This is a genomic window from Peribacillus sp. NPDC058002, assembly GCF_042886655.1.
Taxonomy (GTDB): Bacteria; Bacillota; Bacilli; order Bacillales; family DSM-1321; genus Peribacillus; species Peribacillus aracenensis.
In genome coordinates this window covers 1-26,381 of sequence record NZ_JBHVQU010000024.1, presented here as the reverse complement: position 1 = coordinate 26,381, position 26,381 = coordinate 1, and the positions used below count along the sequence as shown (strand labels likewise).

The 26,381-nt window shown below is 41.7% G+C and carries 20 protein-coding genes and 1 tRNA gene; 3 read left to right on the top strand and 18 right to left on the bottom strand.

The genetic code is table 11. The features are described 5' to 3' along the window. Nucleotides 1–7: 7 nt before the first annotated feature. From ACFVSH_RS07340 to ACFVSH_RS07320, 5 genes are read right to left on the bottom strand one after another with little or no spacing between them, the layout of a single operon-like run. Nucleotides 8–1,336 (bottom strand): lysine N(6)-hydroxylase/L-ornithine N(5)-oxygenase family protein, encoded by a 1,329-nt coding sequence (locus ACFVSH_RS07340; protein ID WP_387604940.1) that lies wholly within the window; start codon nt 1,334–1,336, stop codon nt 8–10. Beyond that, entirely contained in the window at nt 1,311–1,895 is a 585-nt protein-coding gene (locus ACFVSH_RS07335; protein ID WP_387705413.1) for a GNAT family N-acetyltransferase, read from the bottom strand. Before ACFVSH_RS07335 ends, ACFVSH_RS07340 begins: the two co-directional genes overlap by 26 nt. Further along, entirely contained in the window at nt 1,885–3,687 is a 1,803-nt protein-coding gene (locus ACFVSH_RS07330) for an IucA/IucC family protein (protein WP_387604938.1), read from the bottom strand. Before ACFVSH_RS07330 ends, ACFVSH_RS07335 begins: the two co-directional genes overlap by 11 nt. Before the next feature lie 2 nt (nt 3,688–3,689). After that, a complete protein-coding gene (locus ACFVSH_RS07325) occupies nt 3,690–5,198 on the bottom strand; it encodes a pyridoxal phosphate-dependent decarboxylase family protein (protein ID WP_387604937.1) in 1,509 nt (502 codons plus the stop codon). Nucleotides 5,199–5,205: 7 nt separating this feature from the next. After that, nucleotides 5,206–6,558, bottom strand: a complete 1,353-nt coding sequence (locus ACFVSH_RS07320) for an aspartate aminotransferase family protein (protein ID WP_387604936.1) — start codon at nt 6,556–6,558, stop codon at nt 5,206–5,208. An 888-nt stretch (nt 6,559–7,446) separates the two neighbouring features. On the opposite strand from ACFVSH_RS07320, the gene ACFVSH_RS07315 reads away from it, so the two are divergent. Together ACFVSH_RS07315 and pepT are read left to right on the top strand one after the other, a co-directional pair. Continuing rightward, nucleotides 7,447–8,910, top strand: a complete 1,464-nt coding sequence (locus ACFVSH_RS07315; protein WP_387705411.1) for an alpha-amylase — start codon at nt 7,447–7,449, stop codon at nt 8,908–8,910. Between the two features lie 165 nt (nt 8,911–9,075). Further along, nucleotides 9,076–10,311, top strand: coding sequence for a peptidase T (gene pepT, locus ACFVSH_RS07310; protein WP_387604934.1), 1,236 nt, complete (start codon nt 9,076–9,078; stop codon nt 10,309–10,311). A 63-nt stretch (nt 10,312–10,374) separates the two neighbouring features. Here pepT and ACFVSH_RS07305 read toward each other — a convergent pair whose 3' ends face one another. Then, the gene (locus ACFVSH_RS07305) at nt 10,375–12,444 is read right to left on the bottom strand and encodes a catalase (protein ID WP_387705409.1); all 2,070 of its coding nucleotides are present in this window, start codon (nt 12,442–12,444) and stop codon (nt 10,375–10,377) included. Nucleotides 12,445–12,710: 266 nt separating this feature from the next. Then, the gene (locus ACFVSH_RS07300) at nt 12,711–14,159 is read right to left on the bottom strand and encodes a DEAD/DEAH box helicase (protein ID WP_387604932.1); all 1,449 of its coding nucleotides are present in this window, start codon (nt 14,157–14,159) and stop codon (nt 12,711–12,713) included. Between the two features lie 296 nt (nt 14,160–14,455). On the opposite strand from ACFVSH_RS07300, the gene ACFVSH_RS07295 reads away from it, so the two are divergent. Continuing rightward, nucleotides 14,456–14,788, top strand: coding sequence for a heme oxygenase (locus ACFVSH_RS07295; RefSeq protein WP_063234288.1), 333 nt, complete (start codon nt 14,456–14,458; stop codon nt 14,786–14,788). 57 nt (nt 14,789–14,845) lie between these two features. Here ACFVSH_RS07295 and rlmN read toward each other — a convergent pair whose 3' ends face one another. From rlmN to ACFVSH_RS07240, 11 genes are all read right to left on the bottom strand, one after another. Continuing rightward, a complete protein-coding gene (gene rlmN, locus ACFVSH_RS07290) occupies nt 14,846–15,913 on the bottom strand; it encodes a dual-specificity RNA methyltransferase RlmN (protein WP_387604930.1) in 1,068 nt (355 codons plus the stop codon). Nucleotides 15,914–15,995: 82 nt separating this feature from the next. After that, on the bottom strand, nt 15,996–16,475 hold the full coding sequence (gene rlmH / locus ACFVSH_RS07285) for a 23S rRNA (pseudouridine(1915)-N(3))-methyltransferase RlmH (RefSeq protein WP_387604929.1): 480 nt from the start codon (nt 16,473–16,475) through the stop codon (nt 15,996–15,998). Nucleotides 16,476–16,862: 387 nt separating this feature from the next. After that, nucleotides 16,863–17,024 (bottom strand): CxxH/CxxC protein, encoded by a 162-nt coding sequence (locus ACFVSH_RS07280; protein WP_065310847.1) that lies wholly within the window; start codon nt 17,022–17,024, stop codon nt 16,863–16,865. Between the two features lie 174 nt (nt 17,025–17,198). Continuing rightward, entirely contained in the window at nt 17,199–18,410 is a 1,212-nt protein-coding gene (locus ACFVSH_RS07275; RefSeq protein ID WP_260285782.1) for a S1C family serine protease, read from the bottom strand. 253 nt (nt 18,411–18,663) lie between these two features. Next, the gene (locus ACFVSH_RS07270; protein WP_192207358.1) at nt 18,664–19,458 is read right to left on the bottom strand and encodes an MBL fold metallo-hydrolase; all 795 of its coding nucleotides are present in this window, start codon (nt 19,456–19,458) and stop codon (nt 18,664–18,666) included. 6 nt (nt 19,459–19,464) lie between these two features. Beyond that, nucleotides 19,465–20,262 carry a two-component system regulatory protein YycI gene (locus tag ACFVSH_RS07265; RefSeq protein ID WP_387705407.1) on the bottom strand — a complete coding sequence of 266 codons (798 nt, stop codon included), beginning with the start codon at nt 20,260–20,262 and terminating at the stop codon, nt 19,465–19,467. Next, a complete protein-coding gene (locus tag ACFVSH_RS07260) occupies nt 20,249–21,577 on the bottom strand; it encodes a YycH family regulatory protein (RefSeq protein ID WP_387705405.1) in 1,329 nt (442 codons plus the stop codon). The genes ACFVSH_RS07265 and ACFVSH_RS07260 overlap by 14 nt, the downstream gene beginning before the upstream one ends. Then, nucleotides 21,574–23,406, bottom strand: coding sequence for a cell wall metabolism sensor histidine kinase WalK (gene walK, locus ACFVSH_RS07255; protein ID WP_387705403.1), 1,833 nt, complete (start codon nt 23,404–23,406; stop codon nt 21,574–21,576). The genes ACFVSH_RS07260 and walK overlap by 4 nt, the downstream gene beginning before the upstream one ends. A gap of 5 nt (nt 23,407–23,411) precedes the next feature. Then, nucleotides 23,412–24,119, bottom strand: a complete 708-nt coding sequence (gene yycF, locus ACFVSH_RS07250) for a response regulator YycF (RefSeq protein WP_034316131.1) — start codon at nt 24,117–24,119, stop codon at nt 23,412–23,414. Between the two features lie 282 nt (nt 24,120–24,401). Beyond that, nucleotides 24,402–25,823 (bottom strand): peptidoglycan DD-metalloendopeptidase family protein, encoded by a 1,422-nt coding sequence (locus ACFVSH_RS07245; RefSeq protein ID WP_387705401.1) that lies wholly within the window; start codon nt 25,821–25,823, stop codon nt 24,402–24,404. A 410-nt stretch (nt 25,824–26,233) separates the two neighbouring features. Continuing rightward, nucleotides 26,234–26,306 (bottom strand) — tRNA-Phe (locus ACFVSH_RS07240). Nucleotides 26,307–26,381 lie beyond the last annotated feature (75 nt).

Here is a 26,381-nt window from a genome sequence, read left to right as displayed (position 1 = left end):
CCTTCTCTTAGTAAGCCATGACAGGTGTTTTTACACGGAATGACTGAAATGCACCCTTTGGCTCGGATGGATAAACTTCTTTACCTGCCAATTGATTGATGATAATCGAATTTCGGAATGCTCCCAAGCCTAGATCCGGAGCACCCACACCATGTGTATGTATCTCGCCATTTTGAATGAAGAGGTGATTCGGTGTAGGGATGTCCGTTCCTACCCGATAGTCTTTCGTTATTGCAAGACGCCCTAAATCATCGCGGACTAAATGGTCCTCCAAGGTTTCAAGGAATGCCGGAAGGGCTGATTTATAGCCCGTTCCAAAAACGATCGCCTCTGTGTCCACATCAAATTCGCTATCTTCTACCCACTGTCGGCATTTCAAACTCCAGCCATTTTCGGCGGGGGTAACGGCTGCAACTTCCGTCATGGCCCGAAGTTCAATGGAAAGTTCGGCATTTCCAATCGATTTTTCATACATTTTGTCAAAAATTGCTGCAATTGTCGTAGCACTGATCCCTTTATACAATAAATCCTGTTTCGGCAGGATTTCATCCTTCTTTTCCTGTGGCAGCCGATAAAAGAAATCCAGGTAATCCGGAGTGAAGTATTCCAAACCGAGTTTTGAATATTCCATAGGGAAAAACCCCTTGGATCTTGTATACCAGTTTAGCTGGTAGCCATTTTCCCCCTGCTCATTAAGCAGATCCAGAAAGACCTCTGCTGCACTCTGTCCAGACCCGACAACCGTTATGGATTTTTTCTTTAAGACATTTGCTTTATTCCGTAAATAATCGGCCGAATGCAGGATGCTCTCTCCCATATATGGATGAAAGGCCGATGGAACAGTCGGGGCGCTGCCAATTCCCATGACTACATGACGGCTATAATAGACTTCGATCTTTTGTGTTTGTGCATCCCTTACACTGATTTGATAGCAGGGTTTACCTTGATCCCCTATATATTCAACTGCCTCCACCGCTTTTCCGAAACGGCAGCTATCAAGTTGATCGGCAGTCCAGCGGCAATATTCGTTATATTCTTTTCGTGGAATCAAGAATTTTTCAAGAAAGTAGAAATGATAAAGCCGATCATGCTGCTGTAAATAATTCAGGTAACTATATGGGCTTGTCACATCTGCCATGCTGACTAGATCGGCAAAGAAAGGTACCTGCAGAGTTGTCCCTTCCAACAGCATTCCTTCATGCCAATTAAATTCCCGCTTTTTCTCAAAAAAGACGGCATTCAGCTCCGGGGTTTTCTCCAAAAGGGCCGCAAGTCCAAGGTTAAAGGGACCTATCCCAATCCCTACCAGGTCATAAATAGATTGTTGCTTCTCCATACTTCCACTTCCTCTCGAAATTCTCCCGTGTACATGACATAAGTAATGCTGTTTTATCAGGGAGCTCAATTTCTTTAATTGGGGTAAACCCGCACTTTTCAAATAAGTAAATCATCTTTGCATTTCGAATATCCGGTTCAGCCATCACTTTTTTTGTTTTCGCAGAAAGCAATTGGTATTTCACCATTGCACGTAAAAATGGCAAAGCCAGTCCTTTTCCTAGATATTCCGGATCACCTATGAGTAAATGTATGCCTTGATCTCCCTCTTCGGATTCATAATAATCTTCGATGATATCGCCTTTTACCCAATACGATTCCCAATAGCTCATGGGAATGGAGTCCAGACAGCCTAAATAGAGTGTTTGATGTGTATCAGCCAATGCCTTTTTTAAATGAACGGCGAATTTTTCTTTTGTGAAATTCAAATTCCAGTAGGGTATCACATGACCTTCATGCATCCATTTATGCAATATATCCAAATCCCTCTCAAATTCAACTTTGACAAATGAAAGCTGTTGATTACGGCCCTTCAGCATTTCTTCATAACTATTTTTCATGGACGGCCATAACCCCCTGCGCGAACGGATTATCAATCGTTGTATAAACGGATTGTGTCTCAAGTGAACCAACAAGCTCATCCATATCATGGAATCGTGTCAGTAAATTAGCCTTACACGATGATTCCCGGGCATGAAGCAACTTTGAAACAACTCGTTTCATCCCTTCATCTTCGCTTTCCCTGCTGCATGTTTCCAGTTGTTCCTGAACGAGCTGTAACAGTTTGTTCTCTGATACTAATCCTTCCGTACCAAAATTATTGATTAAGCCTAATAAGTGATTAAAAAAGAAATAGTATTGCAGTCTTTCTTCAGCGACTTCATCAGAACAAATCGTGAAGCTTTTTTCACTTAGTTCAGGCAAGATCTTCAGCAGCCTGTCCACTTTGGACTCACAATAGTAATACCCTTGATTATCACGATAATAAAAAGTGGCTGGATAACCATCGTGAAGTTGAATGATGGAGTTTTGTTGATGGGCTTCCAAAACAATCCCATACTCTTCAAAAAGCCAAAGCATCGGTTTTAATGTCATTGACAGATAGGTTTTGAACCAATCCTTACTTACTTCTTCGGTACTGCGGTTTTCTTCAGCTGATAATTTGCGGATGATCGCTCCAAGCCTTGATGGTGCACCATAGGCATTATCCTGGCATAAGCCGGCAATCAGGCTTGCTTGTTTATCGTTTTCATAAAAAGGGTTTTCCCGGATATCGACATCGAATCCCGATTCTTGCTCGGTTGTTTTGATCGTTAGGTAAGCCGGGTCCTTGATGATACGGAAGGAGGGATGCCGTTCTTTTAGATCGTCGCCCACTTTAGAATCTATTAATTTAGCAATTTCCACACCGCGATCTAATTCTTTTTGCAGATTTGCACGTAAGGAATTCGTGATTTTAACCGGAACGGAAAATTTGTACATATATCTTGATGTGGCATTATATACCGTTCTAAAGGAAGAGGTGGCCGTGAATTTTTTCCCAAGCGGTCCAGCATAAACTAGTGTCCCTTGCTCGATCAGCCTCTTGACCTCTTCTTTTTCGATAAGCACTTTTGCCTGGAACGGATGTGCCGGGATGATGATAAATTTGCTTTCCTTTTGGCAATACGTGCCTCTGAATTCACTGGAAATCTCCAAGTCACCGGCTAATTCCTGTTTAATGATCTCACTTGCCGATCGGACTTCACTTGAATCCTGGATGACAATCGAAGGTTCTGCCAGGAAGTAGTGCAGCTGAAACTCCCCTTTTAATTCGGGTGAATAGATCCATTCTTCCTTTTCTGAAATGCCCTGCTTGCTTTTCGGCGTCGGGTGGAACAGGTGCCCGAATAAAAGTGACTGCTCTGCTTCGATGTAGGTGAAATCAGGGCTTTGAAGTGCATCAATGTCTTCCGTCCTTGCTTCAACATACCGTTGAATATTTTGGCTGCTTAGGATGACACGCAGCATCAATTCATCTTCACTATCGGTCCGGCCCTGCTCATTCAATAATTCTTTAGAAACGATCGTGACCATTGTCACGTAATCTAATTCATGTACTTGCTTGGATGCCGTCTGATAGTAAATCGGGAAGTTGAAAATATGACGCCCCGTTTCCGACCAATATTTAAGCGGAACAAGCAAGGCAATATCTTGGGACATGAGCTTACTGACTACTAATGAATCCGGAATGGCCCCTTCCAAATTCGGCCAGTTTTTCGTTTCTTCTAAACTGTAATTTCCGGTTTCCCGGAAATAACAATTCAGAAAGCTTTGCATTGTCGCCCTTTCAGCTATTTGCTTACCATTCATCTTCATTCCTCCATTATCTTGAACATTTCACCTAATACTCGGATTTCGTCTAAAATTCCTTCTATGTGTTCAAGGCTTGTCATTGGATTCAATAGTGTCATTTTTAAATATACCTGTCCGTCAAAACGCGTTTTTGCTAAAAACGCCCGTCCGCTTTTCAGTAATTCTTGCTGAATCTGTTTATTTAATAGATTTACTAACTGATCACTTTCTCCCTCGGGATTATAACGGAATACAACCGCATTCAATTCAGGTTCCTTATTTAATACTGTGAACCCTTCCTGCTTATCGATCTTCGCTGCCACTTCACGTGCAAGATGACAAGTATAGTCGATCATTTCCGCAAAGGTATCCAGTCCAGCGACCTTCAATGACATCCAGAGTTTCAATGCGTCGAACCTTCTCGTCGTTTGAACCGATTTATTGACTAAGTGAACCATGCCCTCGGCTTCATCTTCCTGAGGATTCAGGTAATCGGCGTGATGCTGGATATATTGAAATGAGCTGCTGTCAGAGACAAGAAAAGCACCACAACTGATGGGTTGATAGAATAATTTGTGAAAATCAACCGTAATCGAGTCGGCCCGTTCCATTCCGCTGATTAACTCTTTGTAATCCTTACTTAAAATCATCGCGCCTCCATATGCGGCGTCCACATGCAGCCATATCCCATTCTTCCTTGCCGCTTCGGACAATTCGTGTAATGGATCGATTGAACCGAAATCCGTTGTTCCACAAGTTGCAACGATGGCAAATGGCAGTAAACCCTGTTCCACTAAAATCGACATTTGATGATTTAATTCATCTATGGGCAGACGGTGATTTGAATCCGTTTTAATCGTGACTACAGCCTGTTCACCAAGCCCCAGCTGTGCCGCTGATTTACGGACCGTAAAGTGGGCAGCCTCGGAGCATAAGATCCGCAATTTTTTTGCCTCGACTGGCAAACCTTGCTGCTGAACATCCACACCCCAGAAACGCTTACAATAAGCGTCCCTCGCCAATAGCAGTCCCATATAATTAGATTGGGTTCCACCGCTTGTGAAAATCCCATCCGCTTGTTCAGGCAACCCCACCTGGCTGCACAGCCAATCTATTAAACGCTCTTCAACGAAAGTTGCCGCCGAGCTTTGATCCCATGAATCCATGGATTGATTCAACGTACCTATAATCATTTCGGCAGCCACGGCAGGTATTAATGTCGGGCAATGCAAATGTCCGATACAAGTGGGGCTGTGTACATTGATGCTGTCGTTAATAACAAACTCTGCCAGCTCATCCGCTACCGCTTCCATTGTCTTCCCCTTTAGAGAAGCAAGGGACAGCTCATTTAATCTTGCTTCGATTTCATGCGGTTTTTTCCCGGAGTATGGTAAATCATTCCCTTTTAAAAAGTCCGTCAGCTTTTTTTCAATGACTTTTAATGACTGGCTATAGTTATTGAAACCTTCTTCGTTATTCAAGAACAATCGAGAATAAGCAAAATCCGTTTTATTTATCATTTCGATCATTGATCATTCACCCTCTTGCAACAGCTGCACGAACAGCTTGTTCAAAAATTGCTGTGGCTTCGCGAAGCTGCGATTCCGTTACGATCAACGGAGGCAAGAACCTCACTACACTTCCATGTCTGCCGCCAACTTCCAGTATCAACCCTCTTTGAAAACATTCCTGTTGAATGGCACTGGCAAGTGGCGAATCAGCAGGATGGCTTCCATTCGCATTTTGCGGTTCTTCAGGATTGATCATTTCCACACCGACCATTAATCCCCGGCCCCTGACATCACCGATCTGCTTAATATCTTTTTGCAAATCTTTAAGAATATCCTTTAAGATTTCTCCCATTTTAGCGGCATGCTCCACAAGATTCGTCTCTTTCATGTATTTTAAAGTAGCTGTTCCTGCCGCCATTGCCATTTGATTTCCGCGGAACGTACCGATATGTGCACCTGGTGACCATAGGTCAAGCCCTTTGTTATAAATCACCACCGATAATGGAAGACTCCCGCCTATTGCTTTGGATAGTACAAGAACATCCGGAATGATTCCTGCATGTTCAAAGGCAAACATTTTCCCTGTACGGCCGATGCCTGATTGAACTTCGTCGATAATTAGCGGAATGCCCTTCTCTTTTGTTATTCTCCTGATTTCCTTAAGCCATGGAATTGGAGCTGGAATGGAGCCTCCCTCGCCTTGTACTGCCTCTAAAATCATTCCTGCAGGCGGCAATAATCCGGACTCAGGATCGTTCAATAGATTTTCGATATACTGGCTGCTGATTTTATGGCTTTCTTCTCCGCCTATTCCAAAGGGACAGCGATATTGATAAGGATACGGCAGGAATTGTACGTCTGGAATTAACCCTTGTATTTTTTCCTTTGGTTTTGTATTGCCGCTGATTGACATGGTTGCATGCGTTGCCCCGTGGTAAGCACCTTGGAAGGATAAAATGCTTCTATTGCCTGTCGCTGTTTTTACCAGTTTAAGTGCCGCCTCAATGGCGTCTCCTCCAGTAGGACCACAGAATTGAATTTTTGCATTTCTCCTGAATTCCTCAGGCAGGCATTCAAAAATTTCATCGACGAACCGCTCTTTGATCGGCGTCGTAAAGTCCAATGTATGCAAAGGACGCTTGTCCTTAAGAATTTTTTCCATTGCCTCCAGCACTGCCGGATGATTGTGCCCAAGCGCTAATGTTCCAGCCCCCGCAAGAAAATCAATATATCGTTTTCCATCCATGTCTGTTAAGTAAATTCCCTCCGCTTGATCAATCGCCATGGGTAATCTTCTAGGATATGATCGGGCATTTGATTCCCTTGTATTTTGTTGCTCCAATAGTTGATCATTTTTCGTAAGCGTGTTCGTTACCATAGTGAACCTCCATGCATTGAATTAATTGAGAATAATTATCATTATCATGGAATTCATTTTACTGATAATGATAATTATTCTCAATGAGTAAATTCACTCATTTTTCTGCTATTAAATTCCAATAAAATTAAGAAAAGGTTAAAACTGGGGCCTGTTCTCTATTTATCTATTGAATATAAAAAATGTTTTTAAGGTTTTATTAAGAGTCTGTTTATAAGCTGAACGCAGTCAAAGATCATGGAAAAGGTGGAACGACAATGAACGGTTTAAAAGGAAGGCGGGAACACAAACTTGCAATCACCAAAGCGGATAATCTGCAAAACTTCATGAGGCTTGATCCCCATGGGCTAGATGGAAATATTTAATTCATAGTGTTCATTTCGATAACTTTGACAATAAAATCCTGAGGCAAAAAACAGGGGGATTCTATCACAGGGATAAGTTCAGGGCGTTTACGCCGAGGATGCCCACCGCCCGCCCGGCGGAAAGCGAGCATCTGGAGGGGAAATCAACCACACCGCTTTACTTGGTAAATAGCAACAAAGTATGAGAAATAGCCTTTAAAGAAAACGGTAGGCAAACTGCTTTTCTTCGAATTCTCTATAGTCTGAGGTATCCCAAAATATTCGGGATACCTTTTTTATTGAATTGGCGTATGGCCTCTTCCGGGTTATTCCTTCACATTTGATTAATTTTTAGCTGCTAATCAATATAAAATACCCTTATTTGGTATAAAATAGTAAAATAGAGAGGTAAATGACCCTCAATCAAGAGGGTTATTCACTTGTTTATCAATTGAATTTAGGGGGTAAAGATTTTCATTATTACTTTATCCGATCGTACAGTTTCACTTTTGTTAAAAACGGGTCGGTGTCAGGGGGGAAACGGATGAAAAGAAATCATACGATGATGCAATTTTTTGAGTGGCATCTTGAAGCAGATGGTTCTCATTGGGAGAGATTGAAATTTGCAGCCTCCAAGTTGAAAGATATAGGAATTGACTGCGTTTGGCTTCCGCCAGTTACGAAAGGGCAATCAGTTGGGGATAATGGATATGGAATATACGACGGATACGATTTGGGGGAATTTGACCAAAAAGGTACAGTTCGTACCAAATACGGGACCAAAGATGAATTGCTGCAAGCAATAGCCACCTGTCATAACTACGGGCTTTGCGTTTATATCGATTTAGTCATGAACCATAAAGCAGGAGCCGATGGAACCGAAAAATTTGAAGTGATTGAAGTCAATCCAGAAAACCGTATGGAAGATATCTCAGAACCATTTGAAATGGAAGGCTGGACAAAATTCGATTTTCCAGGCCGTAAAAATAAATACTCTGATTTTAAGTGGAACCATACTCATTTTAATGGTACAGACTATGATGCCGAAAACGACAAAATGGGTGTATATCGAATCACAGGCGAAAACAAGCACTGGAATCAGCATGTCATCGATGAATTTGGAAACTATGATTATTTAATGTTTGCCAACATCGATTACAGCCTGCCGGAAGTTCGTCAGGAAATGATTAGCTGGGGAAAATGGATGGTTGATACGTTAAAGTGTGATGGTTTTCGTTTGGACGCCGTTAAACATATCGATTATGAATTCATCAATGAATTTCTCCAAGATCTCATCCCTTATACAAAGGAACATTTCTTCATGGTCGGCGAATTTTGGAAGGCTGATGTTAAAGCTTGTCAAACATACTTAGAGCAAACCAATCATGACCTCAACTTGTTCGATGTTTCCCTGCATTATAAATTTCATGAGGCCTCAAACGCAGGAACTGACTTCGACCTCTCAACCATCTTTAATGATACCCTCGTCCAAACCAATCCGGCACAGGCCGTCACTTTTGTCGACAACCATGACTCCCAGCCTCATGAATCACTGGAATCTTGGGTAAAGGACTGGTTCAAACCATCAGCATATGCACTTACCTTGCTTAGACTTTGCGGTTATCCATGTGTCTTTTACGGGGACTATTATGGAATCGGCGGGCCTTCTCCGGTGCCTGGGAAAAAGGACATTCTAGATCGCCTATTATATGCTAGATATGAAAAAGCTTACGGAGAACAGACGGACTACTTTGATGATCCAAATACGATAGGCTGGGTCCGGCACGGAGTTGAAGAGCTGAATGGCTCGGGGTGCGCCGTCATAATCTCGAATGGAGATCACAACAGTGAAAAAAGGATGTTCGTCGGTGAACATCGTGCTGGTGAAATCTGGAGTGATTTAACTTGTCATAGAGATGACCACATCATCATTGAAGAAGATGGTTTCGCGACCTTCCCCGTTCATGGGAAAAGCGTATCGGTATGGGCCTTGAATAATCCACTTTAAAAAGGAAAGCAAAGAACGGCATGCCATTTCGGATATGCTGTTCTTTGCTGAGGACACCACCGTTGAAGATTTGGAAAATAAGTCTGTATGTCTCACATAGGTAAAGATAATTTTTCCATTTCGTTCAATCATGGTAAGATAAGGGAAAAAGGAGTTGAAGGAAAAGTGAAAAATGAAATCATTGAAAGATTCACCTCTTATGTGAAAGTGGATACCCAATCGAATGAAGAAAATCCATCATGCCCCTCTACACCCGGACAGTTGACCTTGGCAAATGCATTGGTCAAGGAACTTCAATCCATTGGGATGAAGGAAGTGACAATTGATCAGAACGGATATGTCATGGCAACCTTGCCAGCCAATTCAAGTAAGGATGTCCCGACAATCGGTTTCTTGGCCCATGTCGATACAGCAACGGATTTCACTGGAAAAGATGTAAAACCGCAAGTCGTTGACAACTATGATGGCAACAATCTTACTTTACATGAAAAATTGGATGTCGTTCTTTCACCTGATGATTTTCCTTCGCTTAAGAACTATATAGGGCATACCTTGATTACAACGGATGGGACAACCCTGTTGGGAGCCGATAATAAGGCTGGAATTGCCGAAATCATGACTGCCATGGATTATTTGATCCAGCATCCGGAAATCAAGCATGGAAAAATCCGGGTTGCTTTTACTCCCGATGAGGAAATCGGCAGGGGACCCCATAAGTTTGACGTAGATGCTTTTGATGCCCAATTTGCCTACACCGTGGACGGTGGACCACTTGGAGAACTTGAATATGAGAGCTTCAATGCGGCATCTGCCAAAATCCTGATCAAAGGGACGAATATTCACCCTGGTACGGCTAAAGGAAAAATGGTCAACTCCGCCAAAATCGCCATGGAATTCCATAATAAACTCCCATTGGCAGAAGCACCGGAATATACGGAAGGTTATGAAGGATTTTATCATCTGATTTCTTTTAACGGTGATGTGGAAGAGACCAAGCTTTCTTATATCATCAGGGATTTCGACCGCCAAAAATTCATTGAACGCAAGGAATATATAACAAAAGTAATCGAAGATTTAAAAGAAAAATATGGGCAAAACCGTATTCAGCTTGAATTACACGACCAATACTTCAACATGAAGGAGAAAATCGAGCCCGTGAAGGAAATCGTGGATATTGCCCACGAGGCAATGGAGAAACTCGATATAAAACCGAAAATTTCGCCAATACGCGGTGGTACGGACGGTTCTCAATTATCGTATATGGGCCTGCCAACCCCCAACATCTTTACGGGCGGGGAGAACTTCCATGGTAAATATGAATTTATTTCCGTCGATAATATGATCCTGGCCACCAAGGTGATCGTCGGCATTGCATCGCTTTTTGAAGAAAAAGCAAAGTAGCTTGATAGAAATGCCTTTATTGAAAAACCCCCGACCAAAAGTCTGGGGGTTTTTCATCCAATATTAAGCGCGATTCCAGTGACGGTGCTTGGCAATTGCCTCGATAAAGACAGTACCACTATTATTATCCGTAACGGCTACAATGCCTGAAGCTGGATCATTGGAAACGATGCCTGCCTTCGATAAGATCTCGGCACCTTCTTTTCCTGCACCAATCGCTTTGAAATGACTGTAGGCTTCATCGATAAAGTAAATTGGTTCCTTGGATGCCTTTAGAGCATCGACACTCTTCTGGCCTCCTGCCACATATACAGCATCGAAAAGTACCGAATCGGCTGTCAAGAATGTCTGATTCACCTCGGCCTGCTGTCCTTCAGAACTTGTAATCAATCCACGATTATGACTGATGATTTCAGCCGTTATCCCTGCTGATTTAAATGATTCCAAGACTTGATTAACCTCTGACCCGTTGAAACCATCTGCAGCCAAGATTGCCACTTTCCTTGTTGCGGCCGTGTTCACTTTCATTTGCTCCTGGCTTAAAGCCGGAGAAGCCAAATCCATTTTGACCTCACTTTTGTTGGCTGGAGGATTCACGCCCACTCCAATAGCGATCGTTTTAGCCAGCTCGACATCTACATTGCTGAACATCTCGACGATTTGCTGCTGAACGTCCTTACTTTTCACTTTTCCCACTTCAAAGTGGAAAGCCTGAATAATATGCTCCTTCTCCACTTCCGTCATGCTATTCCAAAATAATTTAGCCTGGCTGTAATGATCCTTGAAGCTTTCACTGCGTTGTCGGACCTTCCTGCCATCGACTTTTTCCTGATAATGTGCATAGCCGCCTTCTTTTTCTGAAGCAGGTTCGGGATAGTTGTCTGCAAGGGAATTTTTGTGGTAGCTGACCTGCCCTGGATTAATAGACATTCGGTGCATGCCATCGCGTTGATTATTATGAACGGGGGCAACCGTCCTATTAATCGGAAGCTCATGGAAATTAGGTCCTCCCAATCGGGATAGCTGGGTATCGGTGTATGAGAATAAACGTCCCTGGAGCAGCGGATCATTTGAAAAATCAATACCCGGTACGACATGCCCCGGATGGAATGCTATCTGTTCTGTCTCTGCAAAAAAGTTATCCGTATTTTGATTCAAAACCATTTTTCCGATTATTTTCACCGGGATTTGTTCTTCCGGCCATAGTTTAGTGGGATCAAGGATATCAAAGTCGAATTTGAATTCATCTTCCTCTTTAATCATTTGCACCCCAAATTCAAATTCAGGATAATTTCCGGTATCTATCGCTTCCCATAGATCTTGGCGGTGAAAGTCAGGATTCTTCCCTGCAATTTTCTGTGCCTCATCCCAGACAAGGGATTTAACTCCCAGTACAGGCTTCCAATGGAATTTAACGAAATGGGCCACGCCTTGTTCATTTACAAAACGGAATGTGTGGACACCAAACCCTTCCATCATCCGGAAACTTCTTGGTATGGCCCTATCAGAAAGATGCCACATGACCATATGAGCCGTTTCTTCATTGTTGGCGACGAAGTCCCAAAAAGTATCGTGGGCAGACGCAGCCTGAGGTATTTCGTTATGAGGCTCCGGTTTAACCGCATGAATTAAATCAGGGAACTTAATGGCATCCTGGATAAAAAATACCGGAATATTATTTCCGACCAAATCATAGTTCCCTTCCTCCGTATAAAATTTTGTCGAAAATCCCCTTACATCACGGACCGAGTCTGCCGATCCACGGGAACCTGCCACCGTGGAGTAACGAACGAATACCGGTGTCTTGACTGAAGGGTCTTGAAGAAACTTGGCCTTTGTATATTCGGCCATCGGTTCATATACTTGAAAATATCCATGAGCACCAGATCCACGGGCATGGACAATTCGCTCAGGAATACGCTCATGGTCAAAATGAGTCATTTTTTCCCGGAAATGAAAGTCCTCCATCAACGTTGGACCACGTGTGCCCGCCTTTAAAGAATGCTCATCCTCAGAAATGCGCAAACCTTGGTTAGTCGTCATCTTTTTCCCATTATCGTCCACTCGATATTGATCCAGCTGTCTCTGCTTACTTTGCTCATCGATTCTTCCGTTTTCATTTGCTTTTGTCATCCCACTCATTCCCCTCCATGTCTAAGAATTCAGATTAAATCGTGTTGTATGTATTATTTGATTCGAAATAATTGCGTCATCCTTCCTCATATACCACTCTATTTTGACGGATAAACAGAATTCAGAAAAAGAAACTTCACGGTAGGTAAAATTATTTTGGGGTAGGTCGAATTCGTTTTGAAACACTGGGGACGGAAAGAAAAACATATAAAAAAGAAGCGGGAAGACCGATATTTCGGTCTTCCCGCTTCCTTCCATTCAACACCTTACCTTTTAAAAGCCTCTGAAACCTTCAAAAGTTTCCCTTTTACTTTCGTATTTTTCATCACTTTCAAGACAAGCGGTCCCTTTTCATTCAATATTTCCACATAAGACACATTGTCCTGGATCGTAATGATCCCGATATCCTCTGCATTCACTCCATCAATCTTTGCGATGGTTCCGACAAAATCTACTGCCCTGAGTTTCTTTTTCTTGCCGCCATTAAAATACAGTTTCATGATTTGTTTATTCAACTGTTCACTTTTATCTTTTTTGATTTTTGGACGAGCTTCCAGTTTCGCTTCGAATTCCACTTTTTTATTGGAGACTTCCTCTTTTGAAGGAACAGTCATCTTAGGGATTTCAAAACCGATATATTCTTGAATCTCAGCAAGGAATTTATCTTCGTACGGCGTCACAAAAGTAATTGCTTTTCCTTTTTTACCGGCACGGCCCGTTCTTCCAGTTCGATGTACGTAACTTTCTTTTTCCATTGGCAGGTCATAGTTAATCACATGGGTTATATTGTCGATGTCAATTCCACGGGCAGCAACATCTGTCGCAACCAAATAGCGGAATTCACCTCTTCTGAATTCATTCATCACTGCAAGGCGATCTTCCTGAAGCATACCGCCGTGAATCATATCACACGGATATTCCAGTTCCAGCAGCTGTTCACATACTTGGTCTACCCTATCCTTCGTCCGACAGAAAATGATGCAGCTATCAGGGTTTTCCGTGATGGTGACGTCTCTAAGCAGGGAAAACTTATCGTCTTCCTTCACTTCAATAAGAGCATGTTCAATTTTCTCCGTCGTTACACCCTTTGCTTTGATTTCAATATCCAAGGGATCTTTCATATATTGCTTGCATAGCTTTTTTATACTCTCAGGTAACGTAGCAGAGAACAGCATGGTTACTCTATCTTTCGGAAGCTCTTTAATAATGGCTTCCACTTGTTCGATGAAGCCCATATTCAGCATTTCATCAGCTTCATCAATGACCAAATGAGTTAAGCGTTCCAAGGCAAATGTCCCTTTCTCGATATGATCCAGGACACGCCCCGGGGTTCCGACGACTACATGGCTCTTTTGTTTCAATTCCGCTTTTTGCAGTGCGAAAGGATGCTTTCCATAAACCGCAGTTGCCTTTATCCTTTTAAATCTGCCTATATTCGTAATATCCTCTTTTACTTGTACAGCCAACTCACGTGTCGGTGTTAAAATAAGCGCCTGAGGCTTATTCTCCTCCCAATCGACCATTTCGCAGATCGGTATGCCGAATGAAGCGGTCTTGCCACTTCCCGTTTGGGATTTAACGACAAGATCCTTCTTTTCCAGCGCCACTGGTATCACCTCACGCTGTACTTCTGTTGGACGTTGATATCCCAAGCTTTCTAATGCCCTTACAATTTCATCGCTTAATGTATAATCAGTAAAACTCAATTCATTCATATGACAGCCTCTTTTGTTGTTTAGTATGTTGCTTTATTGTTTCCATAATCGTAATTTCCTTATACAAGGTTCTATTATACGCGATATGCATCGATAAACCTTGTAATAACCCAATTCAATTGCCTTATTTCAATATAATGAAACGTTCGTCTTCATTAAAACAATGGTCATCAGGATATCATGATCTGAGATATTCAAAATGGACCCTGCTTCTTTCAATATGCTAAAATATGTATGATATAAAAGCCGAAATAGGGTGTAGTTTCTAAACTGAAGTCCAAAAGGAGTGCTGATTTATGATAATCGTAACGAATAGAATCAGAGTCAAAAAAGGGATGGGTGCAGTCATGGCCCCAGGATTTACTGCACCAGGTCCACTTGATACTACGGAAGGCTTCGTAAAAGTTGAAGTATTATTAACGCAGAATTTGTCGGACCACGATGAACTGAGCGTTAATATGTACTGGGAAAACCTTGATAACTTTACCGCTTGGAGAAATAGCGATGCATTCAAAGCTGCACATAAACGGCCTGAGCCAGGTTCCGGTGAAGCAAAAAAAGAATCTCCAATTCTAGGCAGCGAGCTTACAACGTATGAAGTCGCCTCGGTAAAGGAAATAGCTAAATAATAAAACAAAAAGAGGCCGCAAAATATGCGGCCTCTTTTGTTGTTTTCTCTTAGTGAATTACTGGGCTTCAGCTTTCTTGATTTGCTTGCTTCTAAGCTGGCCGCAAGCTGCATCAATATCCGTTCCATGTTCTTGGCGGATTTTACAATTTACGCCTCTCTTTTTCAGCGTATCATAAAATGCGAGAACGGACTCTTTTTCACTTCTTTGGTATTGACTATGCTCATCTACAGGATTATAGGGAATCAGGTTGACATAGAGCCGATGTTTTTTGTCCTCAAGAAGAGTGGCGAGTTGCTCGGCTTCTTCTTGGTGGTCATTGACATCTTTTAATAGGATATATTCAATCGTAATTCTCCTATTCGTTTTCTCTAAATAATAATCAAGAGATTTCATCAATTTTTCTATCGGGATACCTCGGTTTATTTTCATGATCTGTGTCCTGAGCTCATTATTCGGCGCATGCAATGAGATGGCCAGATTCACCTGTAATTGGGTATCGGTGAATTCATAAATCTTATTGGCAAGACCGCTCGTCGAAACAGTAATGCGCCTGCCCGCTATAGCAAGGCCCTTATGGTCCATGAGCACCTTCAAAAAGTCTAACATATTTTCAAAGTTATCGAACGGTTCGCCAATCCCCATTACAACAACATGGCTTACAACATCCTCATGTTCCAATTTATCCAGATGAAGTTGAACGTTCATGATCTGTTCCACTATTTCCCCGCTGGATAAATCACGGCTTTTGGCCAATAATCCACTGGCACAGAAACTGCAGCCAATATTACAGCCCACTTGGGTGGTGACACAAACCGATATTCCGTATTTATGTCTCATCATGACCGTTTCGATAAGGTTTCCATCCTGTAATTTAAACAAGAACTTAATCGTGCCATCCGCTGATTCTTGCTTGACGTGTTCAGTCAAAGTCTGGATGACAAAGTGCTCTTCAAGTAATTTTATGCACTCTTTATTAACATCCGTCATTTCAGAGAAACTTGTCACACGTGTTCTATAAAGCCACTCCCAGACTTGGGAAGCTCTGAATTTTTTATGGCCATGGTCCGAAAGCCACGCTGTCAATTGTTCGAATGTTAAACCATAAATGGACTCTTTATTCATTCGTTACCCTCTTTTCATTACATTAAGATTTAAAATGTTATCCCATTACCCTTACGGGGAATTCCCCAGGAATCAGTTCAGTTCATTTATGATATGGTTCATTTCTATTTATCCGAAAAGCCCGATATATCTGCTCCACTAGAACCAGTTTCATTAATTGGTGCGGAAAGGTCATTTTCGAGAAGGAAAGGGCATAATCACTTCTTGATAACACCTCGGTGCCAAGCCCAAGCGACCCGCCAATAATAAACGCAATTTTGCTCTTTCCATAGGTGGCGAGCTGATCCAAATGAGTGGCCAGCTGCTCTGAAGTAAGCTGTTTTCCAGTGATCTCAAGCGTAATTACATAGGTGTCCGGGCTGACTTTCGCCAGGATTCGTTCACCCTCCTTTTGCTTAACAATGTCCATGTCCGCTGCACTCAGGTTCTCCGGAGCTTTTTCATCCGGTACTTCGACAAGTTCTATATTAGCATAGGCGCTTAACCTTTTTGTATATTCAGCAATTCCTTGCTTTAAGTATTTTTCCTTTAGCTTGCCAACAGTAATAATCGTTATTTTCATATATATCCTCTAGCTTTCATTATGTTTTTACTATCAATTGTTGGATTTGCCTACCTATTATCATACCTTACAGTGACCTATAAGCAAAACAAGCATATCCTTTCCAATTTTTAATGCTTTTATAATAAAAACCGCTGCCCCTGAAAGCGGCAACGGTAACTTTCATTATTTTTTAATGTGTATTGAAGAAATTGAGCGGACTTAGTTCAGATCCGATGAAGAATTATGTTGATTTTCATACAACCAAAAGCTCGAATCTAAACCATCCCACCCGCCGCTTCATTCTTCGGAAAATGTTAAGAACATGTTAAGAACAGGTTACGAACATGTTATCCACAAAAGTTATCCACATATCCACAAAATCTATCCACATCTTGTATGGGAATACTAGTTCCCTACTAGATATATTGCCACGTTTCGACAATATTCACAGGTTGTTGATAACTGATTTTCTTCTGGAACCAGTGTTAAGACAGGATAAGTTTCACATTCGTATACCACTTCATCCAGCGCCATGTCCACGTGTTCCTGACAGCAATATAATTTCATCTTTCATATCTCCTTTCCCACTCATTATTCCCAATGCTTCTATTCCCAATTATCCACAAGTTACTTGAGATCTTTAATTTAAGTATATATCCACAGGTAATCGTAACAAAAAATAAGAAAATCGCAAGGAAATAGAAAGGACAGGGGTCATTTTTCCCCCTGTCCTTTTTGCTTTTAAATTTCGCTGCTTGAAAGTTTGACTTCCGTAGTTTCTTTCTTTCCGTCACGGTAATAAATGATTTTAACTTTATCTCCGATTTTCTTTTCGTTGTAAAGGTATTTTCGTAATTCCACGACGTCATGAATTTTTTCATTATCCATTCCAACAATGACGTCAAATTCCTTCAATCCTGCTTTGGATGCTGGAGAATTGCTTTGAACGCCTGTTATTGCAACGCCAGATGTAACTTTCCTTGGTAACTTTAATGTATTTTGTTGATGGTATTGGGAAATCTCTTCTACAGATGCCAAGTTCACACCCAAGAAGGCACGTTTCACTTCACCAAATTCCTCTATATCGTTAATAATTGGTATAACTGAATCGATCGGAATGGAAAGACCGATTCCTTCCACTGCATTTTCCGCAATCTTCATCGAATTTATTCCGATGACCTGCCCTGACATATTAACGAGTGCCCCCCCGCTGTTACCCGGGTTAATCGCCGCATCGGTCTGGATGACCTCCGCATTCCAATCGACTTGCCCGTCCTCATTGATATCCACCTCTATCGTACGCTCCAAACCTGAGATGATTCCTTGTGTGATCGATCCAGAGAATTGGAGGCCTAATGGATTGCCAATGGCAATTACAGGCTCACCAGGTTTCAATTTGCCGGATTTTCCGAATTCGGCAATGGTTTTGATTTTATCACCATTCACGACAATGACAGCTAAATCTGTCCATGGGTCACTACCTTGCAGTTCAGCTGGCAATTTAGTTCCATCACTTAATGTCACTTCCAGTTCATTAGCGCCTTCAATGACGTGATTATTCGTGACGATATAAGCTTTGCCCCCATCTTTTTTGTAGACGACTCCAGAACCAGTGCCGGCTTCTGCCGAACTGTCCCCGGCTTTGCTCCCTTGACCCCAGAAGTTCGTTTCCTGAATGTTAGTTATCCCGACCACTGCGTCACTGGCCTTATCAACAGCATTGGTGACAGCACTTGTTACATCAAGGGTAAGGTTTTGCTGTGACTGCTCCGCATGCCCATTCTCCGTTGATTTCTCCGTTGTAATTTCGTTATCATCGTTATTTAACAGCCCACTTCCCAGTAAAATAAGTAAGGCCCCGATGATGACGCCCCCCAAGCCTGCTAGGAAATAGCCCATTTGGCCTTTTTTCCGTTTATTTTGGTTCTCATCATTCTGATCATAATAACCCAAGACCGCCCCATCCTCTCATTTTAGGAATGAATTATAGCAATTCTATTGTTTGGCATCCTCCCTCAATTATACTCAATTACCGAATTTTTTCTAAAAAAATGTATGCTTTTTTTTAGGGTATACAGCCATTTTCCTTTTACTTATACAGTTCTAACCAAACGATACCCCTTTTAATCCGATTCGTAACTTGCGAATCGAATTTTTTAAAAACAAAAAAGGAATGAACAAGGTACCCCTCGTCCATTCCTTTTATTTATAACGTAACAAGTTCCGTTGGTCTTTTCGGATCAGTATCATATAAGGAAAATTGTTCGCCAACGATGATCCCCTTTGTTTTTAACGTCTGTTCCACCGACATTCTTGCTAGATCCTTCATATTGTTATCAAGGCTTAAGTGGGCCAAGTAAATCCGCTTGGTCTTATCACCGGCCACTTCACTCATTGCAAGGGCAGCGTCTTCATTACAAACATGTCCGACATCACTTAAAATCCGGCGCTTGATGCTCCATGGATATTTTCCCATCCTCAGCATGGACACATCATGGTTACTTTCAAATACATAAGCATCGGCATTCGAGATGATTCCTTTCATCCGATCACTTACGTACCCTGTATCGGTGATGACCACAAGTTTCTTATCCTCATGATGAAAGACATAAAACATCGGCTCTGCCGCATCATGTGAAACGCCAAAAGATTCTATATCAAGACTGCCGAACGTTTTGACCTGTTCCATTTCAAATGTGAATTTTTGTTCTGTTGCAATTTCACCGATTGATCGATCCATGGCATTCCATGTTTTTGCATTCGCATATATCGGGAGTTTATGTTTTCTGGCAACCACGCCAAGACCTTTAATATGGTCGCTGTGTTCATGGGTAACGAGGATACCGGATAGCTTCGACATATCACGGCCAATATCCTGAAACAATGCTTCCAGGGCTTTACCGCTTAAGCCGGCATCGACAAGGAATGATTGATCCCCCGTTTCCACGAAAAGGGCATTTCCTGTACTCCCGCTTGCGAGAACACTAAAATGCATTGTCATCTTTACTCACTCCAGTATTTTTTCTTCTGTATTCAATTCAATGACCTCTCCATCAAAGGCATTCACGAAGAGATCCGTTTCATCATCAATGACCACCCACCATGTTGGCACAAGTAAATGTGACACAGATGTCGTCTGCAGCGAATTATAAAAACCCAGTTGCACATTCGTGACTTTGCTTTTTGGATCAATATCGCCATTCTGATACAATTCTCCAATAGCATTTAAAGCAGATACCAATTCTTTAGGTTTATTGAATTTTTCAATTCCCTCCAAATACATCTGTTCATAGGAAACGATTTCACCCTTCTTATTCAGATATAAAGTGACCTTCCCCTTACTATTATTATAAAACATCTTTTTATCTGCCACTTGATAGCAGATGATGGTCTGGCTGATTTCATCATAGCTCCAAAAATGATACTCACTACCTTTTAAAATATACTCCTTCAGGAATATATCAAGGTCTGCAGCATTAATTTCCGATTTCATGCTAACTGGTATCTTAAATGTACCCACAAGCTTCTTATCATCGATGATTTTTGCTTTTTGGTTTTTCAGGTGCTGTATATCCTTCTTCTCGAAATTCTTGCTTTGGGCAATCAGGAATTGATCCTTCAACTTTTGTTTTGGAAGTGGTATTTCTATTGAAATCTCGTCTTCTTTCAAAAGTTCATCCGTAAGGGGCTCCGTAAAGCTTTCTAATTGGGAGTCATTAATCTTTTCAAGGAATTGATAAAGAAGAAAAATATTCAAAACGAAGAATACCATGATGAAAATCGACTTTGTATTATTCCAATCCACTTTGATCGCCTCCTTCTTCAAAAGGCACAATAAACCATTTATCGCCGATACGATAATACCAAGTGGGATCGAGTGTAACTAGTGTTACAAGTTTGGAATCGAGGGATTTATTCAATCTATAACCAATCGAGATGTCCTCCACGCTTTTGAAATCGATATTATCTTTCGATTTCAGCTTATTCAATACTTCTTTTCCGCTTGGTAAGATCACTGCCGCTCCTTTTGACGGGAGGACTGAGTCAAGTGAAAAGTATGGGCGGTCATAACTATAAATTTCTTCTTTCCCCCAAATTTGCTCGATTTCTGTCATTCCCGATTCATTGAAGGCCGGATAACCGTTTATGAATAAGCGGAATACCACTCGTTGTTCATTCTCCGACATATAGGCAAAGCGGTAATTGTTATCTTCCCAGCCGGCATGATCATTGATGAAATCGATGCTTTTTTGCAAAAGGTCACTGGAACGGCCAAATAGCTTGATCTTTTGTGCTGGATTGATATAAGAAATTAAGTAATTCTCTTTATTGACCGTCATAAGTCTTGTTCCATCCGTGTATTCCTCACCGACCGAAACGGATTCCTGGCGTACGAACTTCGGATAATTAAATAACGCATTTTTCAAGTTTCCAATATCCAAATCGTCAATATAATATTCAAGTCTGTTGATCTCCACTGGGTTTTCCGGGACGAACAGCGTCCTTTTGCTGTTTATCGTTTCGGCCATATATTCAGGGTGCTTATCGTATGAACCCTTATAAAATGAATCCATGAAATTCCTTAGTTTTTTAGTGTCGACTATACCTTGATAAATCTTCTCATGATCATAGGAAACAAAATAAACGGGAGATTCCTTACCGCTGATATCCTTTTGTTTAATGATCATTCGATCAAATGAAAATTCAGGCACTTCCTTATCCGTTATATTCAATACCGTTTTATAAAGAGCGATGGGTATATCATCGGAAAATTCGATTTCAATCGACCCATCTTCATGGACAAAATCGTCAAATTTCCTTTGCAGCCTTTTTACGGATACCTCTTTTAAGCCTCTGAAACGCCATTGCGAAAATTCTTTTTCCATTTCATTCATTTCTGCCGGATTGGAAGTCTGGAAATGCTGCCCATTTCCATGGAAAAGGATACTGACTGGTTTAATGACATCACTGACAATCTGGACATCGCTTTTAATCTTTATATAATTCGATTGATCAAATTGATCATATTCAGGCTCGTACGTCCAAATGCTCCATGTCAAAAAAATGCTTGTCCCGACCAAAATAATCAGTATGATACTTTTTGCACGTTCAAAATTCATGACCAATCATCCTCTTCTTCCTGTTCGTAAGGAAGTGTAAAGAACACGGTAGTTCCTTTTCCATCCACACTTTCCGCCCATATTTTCCCGCCATGCGCCACGACCATCTCTTTTGCAATGGCTAAACCAAGCCCTGTCCCGCCTAAGTTACGGGCCCTTGCTTTATCCACACGGTAGAAACGGTCGAATATTTTATCAATGACGTTTTTCGGGATACCCACTCCTTGATCTGTAATGCTCACAATGATAAAGCCATCGGATGCCCTGACGCGGAAAGTCACTTGACCCCCTTCAGGTGAGTACTTTAAGGAGTTGGAGATTACATTATAGAGAACCTGGGTGATTTTATCTTCATCAATATCCACAAAATAGGCTTCCTTCGGCAAATCACGTTTAAACGTGATGTCATCATTTTTCGTCATTTCAAAACGATCGATGATGTGGTCATAGAATTTATTGAAATTGACCCAGCCCGTTTTAAGCCTGTAATCTTTACTGTCCATTTTCGAAAGCTGCAACAGATCATTAACAAGCCTGATCATTCGCTCCGTTTCATTTTGGGTCACACTTAAAAAGGATGGAGCGATTTCCTCGTCCTTCCATGCACCTTCAGCCAATGCTTCCAGGTAACTTCTCATCGTCGTTAACGGAGTTCGCAGTTCATGTGATACATTGGCAACAAACTCCCTGCGTTCGCCCTCGATTTTTTCCTGCTCTGTTATATCATGCAAAACAGTAATCAATCCATTGACGAATCCCGTTTCCTTTTGAATGACCGAAAAGTTCCCCCTCAAAATGAAAGGCCGATTTTTTTTGCTGTAATCAAGGATTACGGAATCTCGCTCTTCCAGTAAATCCTCAAATTTATATTCTTCTTCAAGACCCAAAACCTCAATGATCGGTTGGTTCATGACGGTTTCACTCGAGACATCCAATAATTGTGCAGCCGGTTCATTAATCAAGTTCACCCGACCGCGCCTGTCCGTTGAAATTACGCCATCGGTCATATTGGAAAGTACAGAAGAAAGCTTGCGCCGCTCTCCTTCTGTGCTTGATTGCGACTCTTGAAGCTTTTTGGTCAAATTATTGAAAGTGACGGCAAGCTGGCCAATTTCATCATCGCCATATACCCTAACTTTTCTGGAGAAATTCCCTTTCGCCATCACCAGGGCCTGTTTTCTCATATCGGACATCGGCCTTGTGATCGTTCGTGCGAGCAGGATCCCCAAGATTGCCGTAATGGCTAGGGCGATGGCCGTACCCGTCATGAAGATGCTATTGATTTCATCCATCTGCTCAAAGACATTTTCCATCTCTGCTATTACATAGACGGCGCCAATGACCTCCTCATTTGCTTCAATGGGTGTCGAAAGGACCCAGAGCCGCCTGCCTGTTTTCTTGTCCCGAAATATATCACTATCTTCTTTTCCATAAATGAGCGTATTCTTAATAAGGACCTCCGTTGTCTTCTTCCCTACAATATCCTGGTTACTTGGAGCTGAAGTCCCGATCACGCGTCTGCTGCGGGTGTCGATGACACGTACTTCCGAAATATCATTCGATGAATTATCCCGGTCTTTCAATATCGTATCAATCGCTTCTTCGAGGGTCGGATCTTCCTCTCCCCTCTCTTTTTCCATTTCTTCACCAATACTGTAGGTAAGCAGGTTAACGTGACCTTTTATTGATTTCGTAAAGTTCCCGACAAGATTTTCTTCCAATTCCCCAACAAAATATACCCCGATTATTTGCATAGCTACGAAAATGAGCAATACATAAATCAGAACAAATTTAAAATGAATTGAGCGAAAAAAACCAACCTTTTTCATAGAAACTACTCCTGTTCAGGGTTACGCAGGTAATAACCGACCCCTCTTCTAGTTACAATCCAGCCAGGATGGCTTGGATTGTCTTCAATCTTCTCACGAAGACGTCTCACCGTTACATCGACCGTCCGCACATCACCAAAATAATCATAGCCCCACACGGTTTGTAATAAGTGCTCCCTTGTCATGACCTGACCGATGTGCTTCGCTAAGTAATGAAGCAACTCAAATTCGCGATGCGTTAATTCAATCGTATCGCCCCGCTTGGATACTACATAGGCATCCGGATGGATAGTGAGCGTTCCTATCGTAATTTCCTTCGGTTCATTTTCTTGATCAGGAACCGGAACAGCTTGCTGACGTCTTAGGTTCGCCTTAACGCGGGCAATTATTTCCCGGGTACTAAATGGCTTTGTCACATAGTCGTCTGCACCAAGCTCCAACCCTAAGACCTTATCAATCTCTGAATCTTTTGCCGTTAACATGATGATTGGCGTTTCATACTTCTTCCTTACTTCCCGGCAAACTTCCATGCCATCGCGCTGCGGTAGCATGATATCAAGTAAAATCAAATCGGGTTGCCGTTCTTCTACCATTTTGAGGGCTTCATTGCCATCATAAGCACAAAAAACTTCATAGCCTTCTTTTTTCAGATTGAATTGTAATATATCAGCAATTGGCTTTTCGTCATCCACTACCAGAATCTTTTTATCCATGTACTTATCTCCTTTATAATAACTGAACTGAATCTATTAAAAACCATGTCCTTATCCGGGACCTTATTCACTTTTCCTTCTGCTTGCACAACGCCGGCAACCTAATTTTAAGCAAAGTTACATATATATACCCAATAAAAGGGGGGCTGAACACCGGAATGAAAGCAAATTGTCTCTATTCTACTTTATCATTTTATAGGCATTAAATCACCTTTTTCCTATTATTCTCATCTATGTATGAAGCAAAGAAGTCTTCGAATAAATTTCGAAGACTTCCATCGATTACTGGCTTATATAGTTTAGAGGATTAACGAGAGACCCGTTTTTATATATTTCAAAATGGAGGTGGACACCAGTCGAGTTCCCCGTTGAACCCATCATGCCAATTTTCATGCCTTTTTCAATCTTTTGTCCTGTTTGTACATCTATTGATTCCAAATGGGCATACACTGTCTTATACCCGTTATTATGATTGATCGTTATCTTATTTCCATAGCCTCCGGAGTTTCCGGCACTTTCGATTATCCCATGATCTGCTGCCGTTATCGTCCTGGTGGTTGGCCGGGCAATATCTATACCTTTATGCAGTTTCCCCCAGCGCTGACCCTGCTTACTGGAAATATAGCCCCCATCTGCAGGCCAGGAATATGTACCGCTGCCCTGTGAAGGAATGACCTTGGTTCCTTTTCTGGTAATTTCTGCTTTGGCCTTTTCCGTGACTTCTTTTTTTGCGATCGTTTCACTGATTTTCTTTCCATTTGTTTCGGATACATTATAGGTGAACGAAAGAATCCCCTCATTCCCTAATTGTTCAGTAATGAGCTCGCCCTTTGGAAGTTCGGCATCCTCCTTCACTTTCTTTTCAAAAGGAATCCTCTCTTCCTTATATATTTCTCTTTCTACCCTTACGTTCACATAGGGCATACGTTGGGTCACATAGAGCCGCTCACCCTCTTTAACACCTTTGTCCTCATCCTGTCCCGGATTTAGCTCCAGCAGTTGATCCAGGTCCATATCATGCCTAGTGGCAATGGCTTCAAGATCCTCATCTTCCTTAGCCTCATAGATCATCGTCCCTTCCTTTCCTTCTTCTAACATGGAAAGGGTTTCATCGACGCTCTTGATTTCGTCTGGATATACCATTGTCTCTTTAAACGTGACGGGTAGTGAAAATTCGATGTCCAGAATTCTACTTCCCGGCTCTTTTAACGGATCTGCATCTTTTTCACTTTCCTTTTTACCTGATTCATATTCAGCGTATTCCTCTTCATTCACATATAATAGAGTGATTTTCTCCATAACGTCCTCGGCATCTTCCTTTGACGCAACATAAGCGACCGCCTGATTATCTATGTCGATTTCATACGCCTCTGCCTTCACATTCAACCGATCTTGAATTCCCTTAACAGTCTGATCCTCTTTTACCTCTTCATCGAATACCTCTTCAGGTACAAACATCAGCTGTGTCTCTTTATCGAATGTAAATTCCGGATAATCTTCCTGTGCTGCCTCTACCTTATCAGCTACGATCTTTTCGATTTCCGTTTCATCCGTAACACTTCCAACGAACTCATCGTTAAGATAAACATGCTGAATGGTGGTTGTAGTTTCCGATATCCCAGCAGCAGTTGCCCGGTTTGCTGCAAGCATTAAAATGACGGAAACCGTCAACAAGATGATACCCTTGCCTTTTGAGCTAAACATATATTGTCCTCCTTAACGGCTCAGTCACCAATTAAGAAACTAATCAATTTTATTTCAAGAATTATTAGTCCAATTTAAATATCCACATGCATATGACTGATTTCTATAATGATTTTTATCACTCATAACTCTACCATATTAAGAAAAAAAACAAGAAACAGACTTCATAATGTAATGGAACTGTATAAATGGTGACAACATGTACCAATAAATATAGGAACGGGGTAAGTTCAATAAACTGCAGAAAAAGGAGTGGGCCTAGGCCCAGTAAGGTTAAAAGCGAGTTATATGCCGAACTGGCCAAAATTGGTATATTACAAATCGTTAACAATCTATTAACAAGATTTCATTCAAAATACATCTGGAAGCAAAACAAAAAACGCCCTAAAAGAAAGGCGTTTATAAAAGGATGGCTCAGGACGGAATCGAACCGCCGACACAAGGATTTTCAGTCCTTTGCTCTACCGACTGAGCTACTGAGCCAAATATTCTATTTTAGGAAAAATAAAATGGCGGTCCCGACGGGAATCGAACCCGCGATCTCCTGCGTGACAGGCA

Coding starts and splice junctions, on each gene's coding strand:
- ACFVSH_RS07295 (WP_063234288.1), top strand. CDS start 14,456: ATGATAATCGTAACGAATAGAATCAGAGTCAAAAAAGGGATGGGTGCA.
- yycF (WP_034316131.1), bottom strand. CDS start 24,119: ATGGATAAAAAGATTCTGGTAGTGGATGACGAAAAGCCAATTGCTGAT.
- rlmN (WP_387604930.1), bottom strand. CDS start 15,913: ATGAATAAAGAGTCCATTTATGGTTTAACATTCGAACAATTGACAGCG.
- ACFVSH_RS07340 (WP_387604940.1), bottom strand. CDS start 1,336: ATGGAGAAGCAACAATCTATTTATGACCTGGTAGGGATTGGGATAGGT.
- ACFVSH_RS07245 (WP_387705401.1), bottom strand. CDS start 25,823: ATGTTTAGCTCAAAAGGCAAGGGTATCATCTTGTTGACGGTTTCCGTC.
- rlmH (WP_387604929.1), bottom strand. CDS start 16,475: ATGAAAATAACGATTATTACTGTTGGCAAGCTAAAGGAAAAATACTTA.
- walK (WP_387705403.1), bottom strand. CDS start 23,406: ATGAAAAAGGTTGGTTTTTTTCGCTCAATTCATTTTAAATTTGTTCTG.
- ACFVSH_RS07280 (WP_065310847.1), bottom strand. CDS start 17,024: ATGAAATTATATTGCTGTCAGGAACACGTGGACATGGCGCTGGATGAA.
- ACFVSH_RS07325 (WP_387604937.1), bottom strand. CDS start 5,198: ATGATCGAAATGATAAATAAAACGGATTTTGCTTATTCTCGATTGTTC.
- ACFVSH_RS07305 (WP_387705409.1), bottom strand. CDS start 12,444: ATGACAAAAGCAAATGAAAACGGAAGAATCGATGAGCAAAGTAAGCAG.
- ACFVSH_RS07335 (WP_387705413.1), bottom strand. CDS start 1,895: ATGAAAAATAGTTATGAAGAAATGCTGAAGGGCCGTAATCAACAGCTT.
- ACFVSH_RS07330 (WP_387604938.1), bottom strand. CDS start 3,687: ATGAATGGTAAGCAAATAGCTGAAAGGGCGACAATGCAAAGCTTTCTG.
- ACFVSH_RS07315 (WP_387705411.1), top strand. CDS start 7,447: ATGAAAAGAAATCATACGATGATGCAATTTTTTGAGTGGCATCTTGAA.
- ACFVSH_RS07320 (WP_387604936.1), bottom strand. CDS start 6,558: ATGGTAACGAACACGCTTACGAAAAATGATCAACTATTGGAGCAACAA.
- ACFVSH_RS07270 (WP_192207358.1), bottom strand. CDS start 19,458: ATGACAATGCATTTTAGTGTTCTCGCAAGCGGGAGTACAGGAAATGCC.
- ACFVSH_RS07260 (WP_387705405.1), bottom strand. CDS start 21,577: ATGAATTTTGAACGTGCAAAAAGTATCATACTGATTATTTTGGTCGGG.
- ACFVSH_RS07300 (WP_387604932.1), bottom strand. CDS start 14,159: ATGAATGAATTGAGTTTTACTGATTATACATTAAGCGATGAAATTGTA.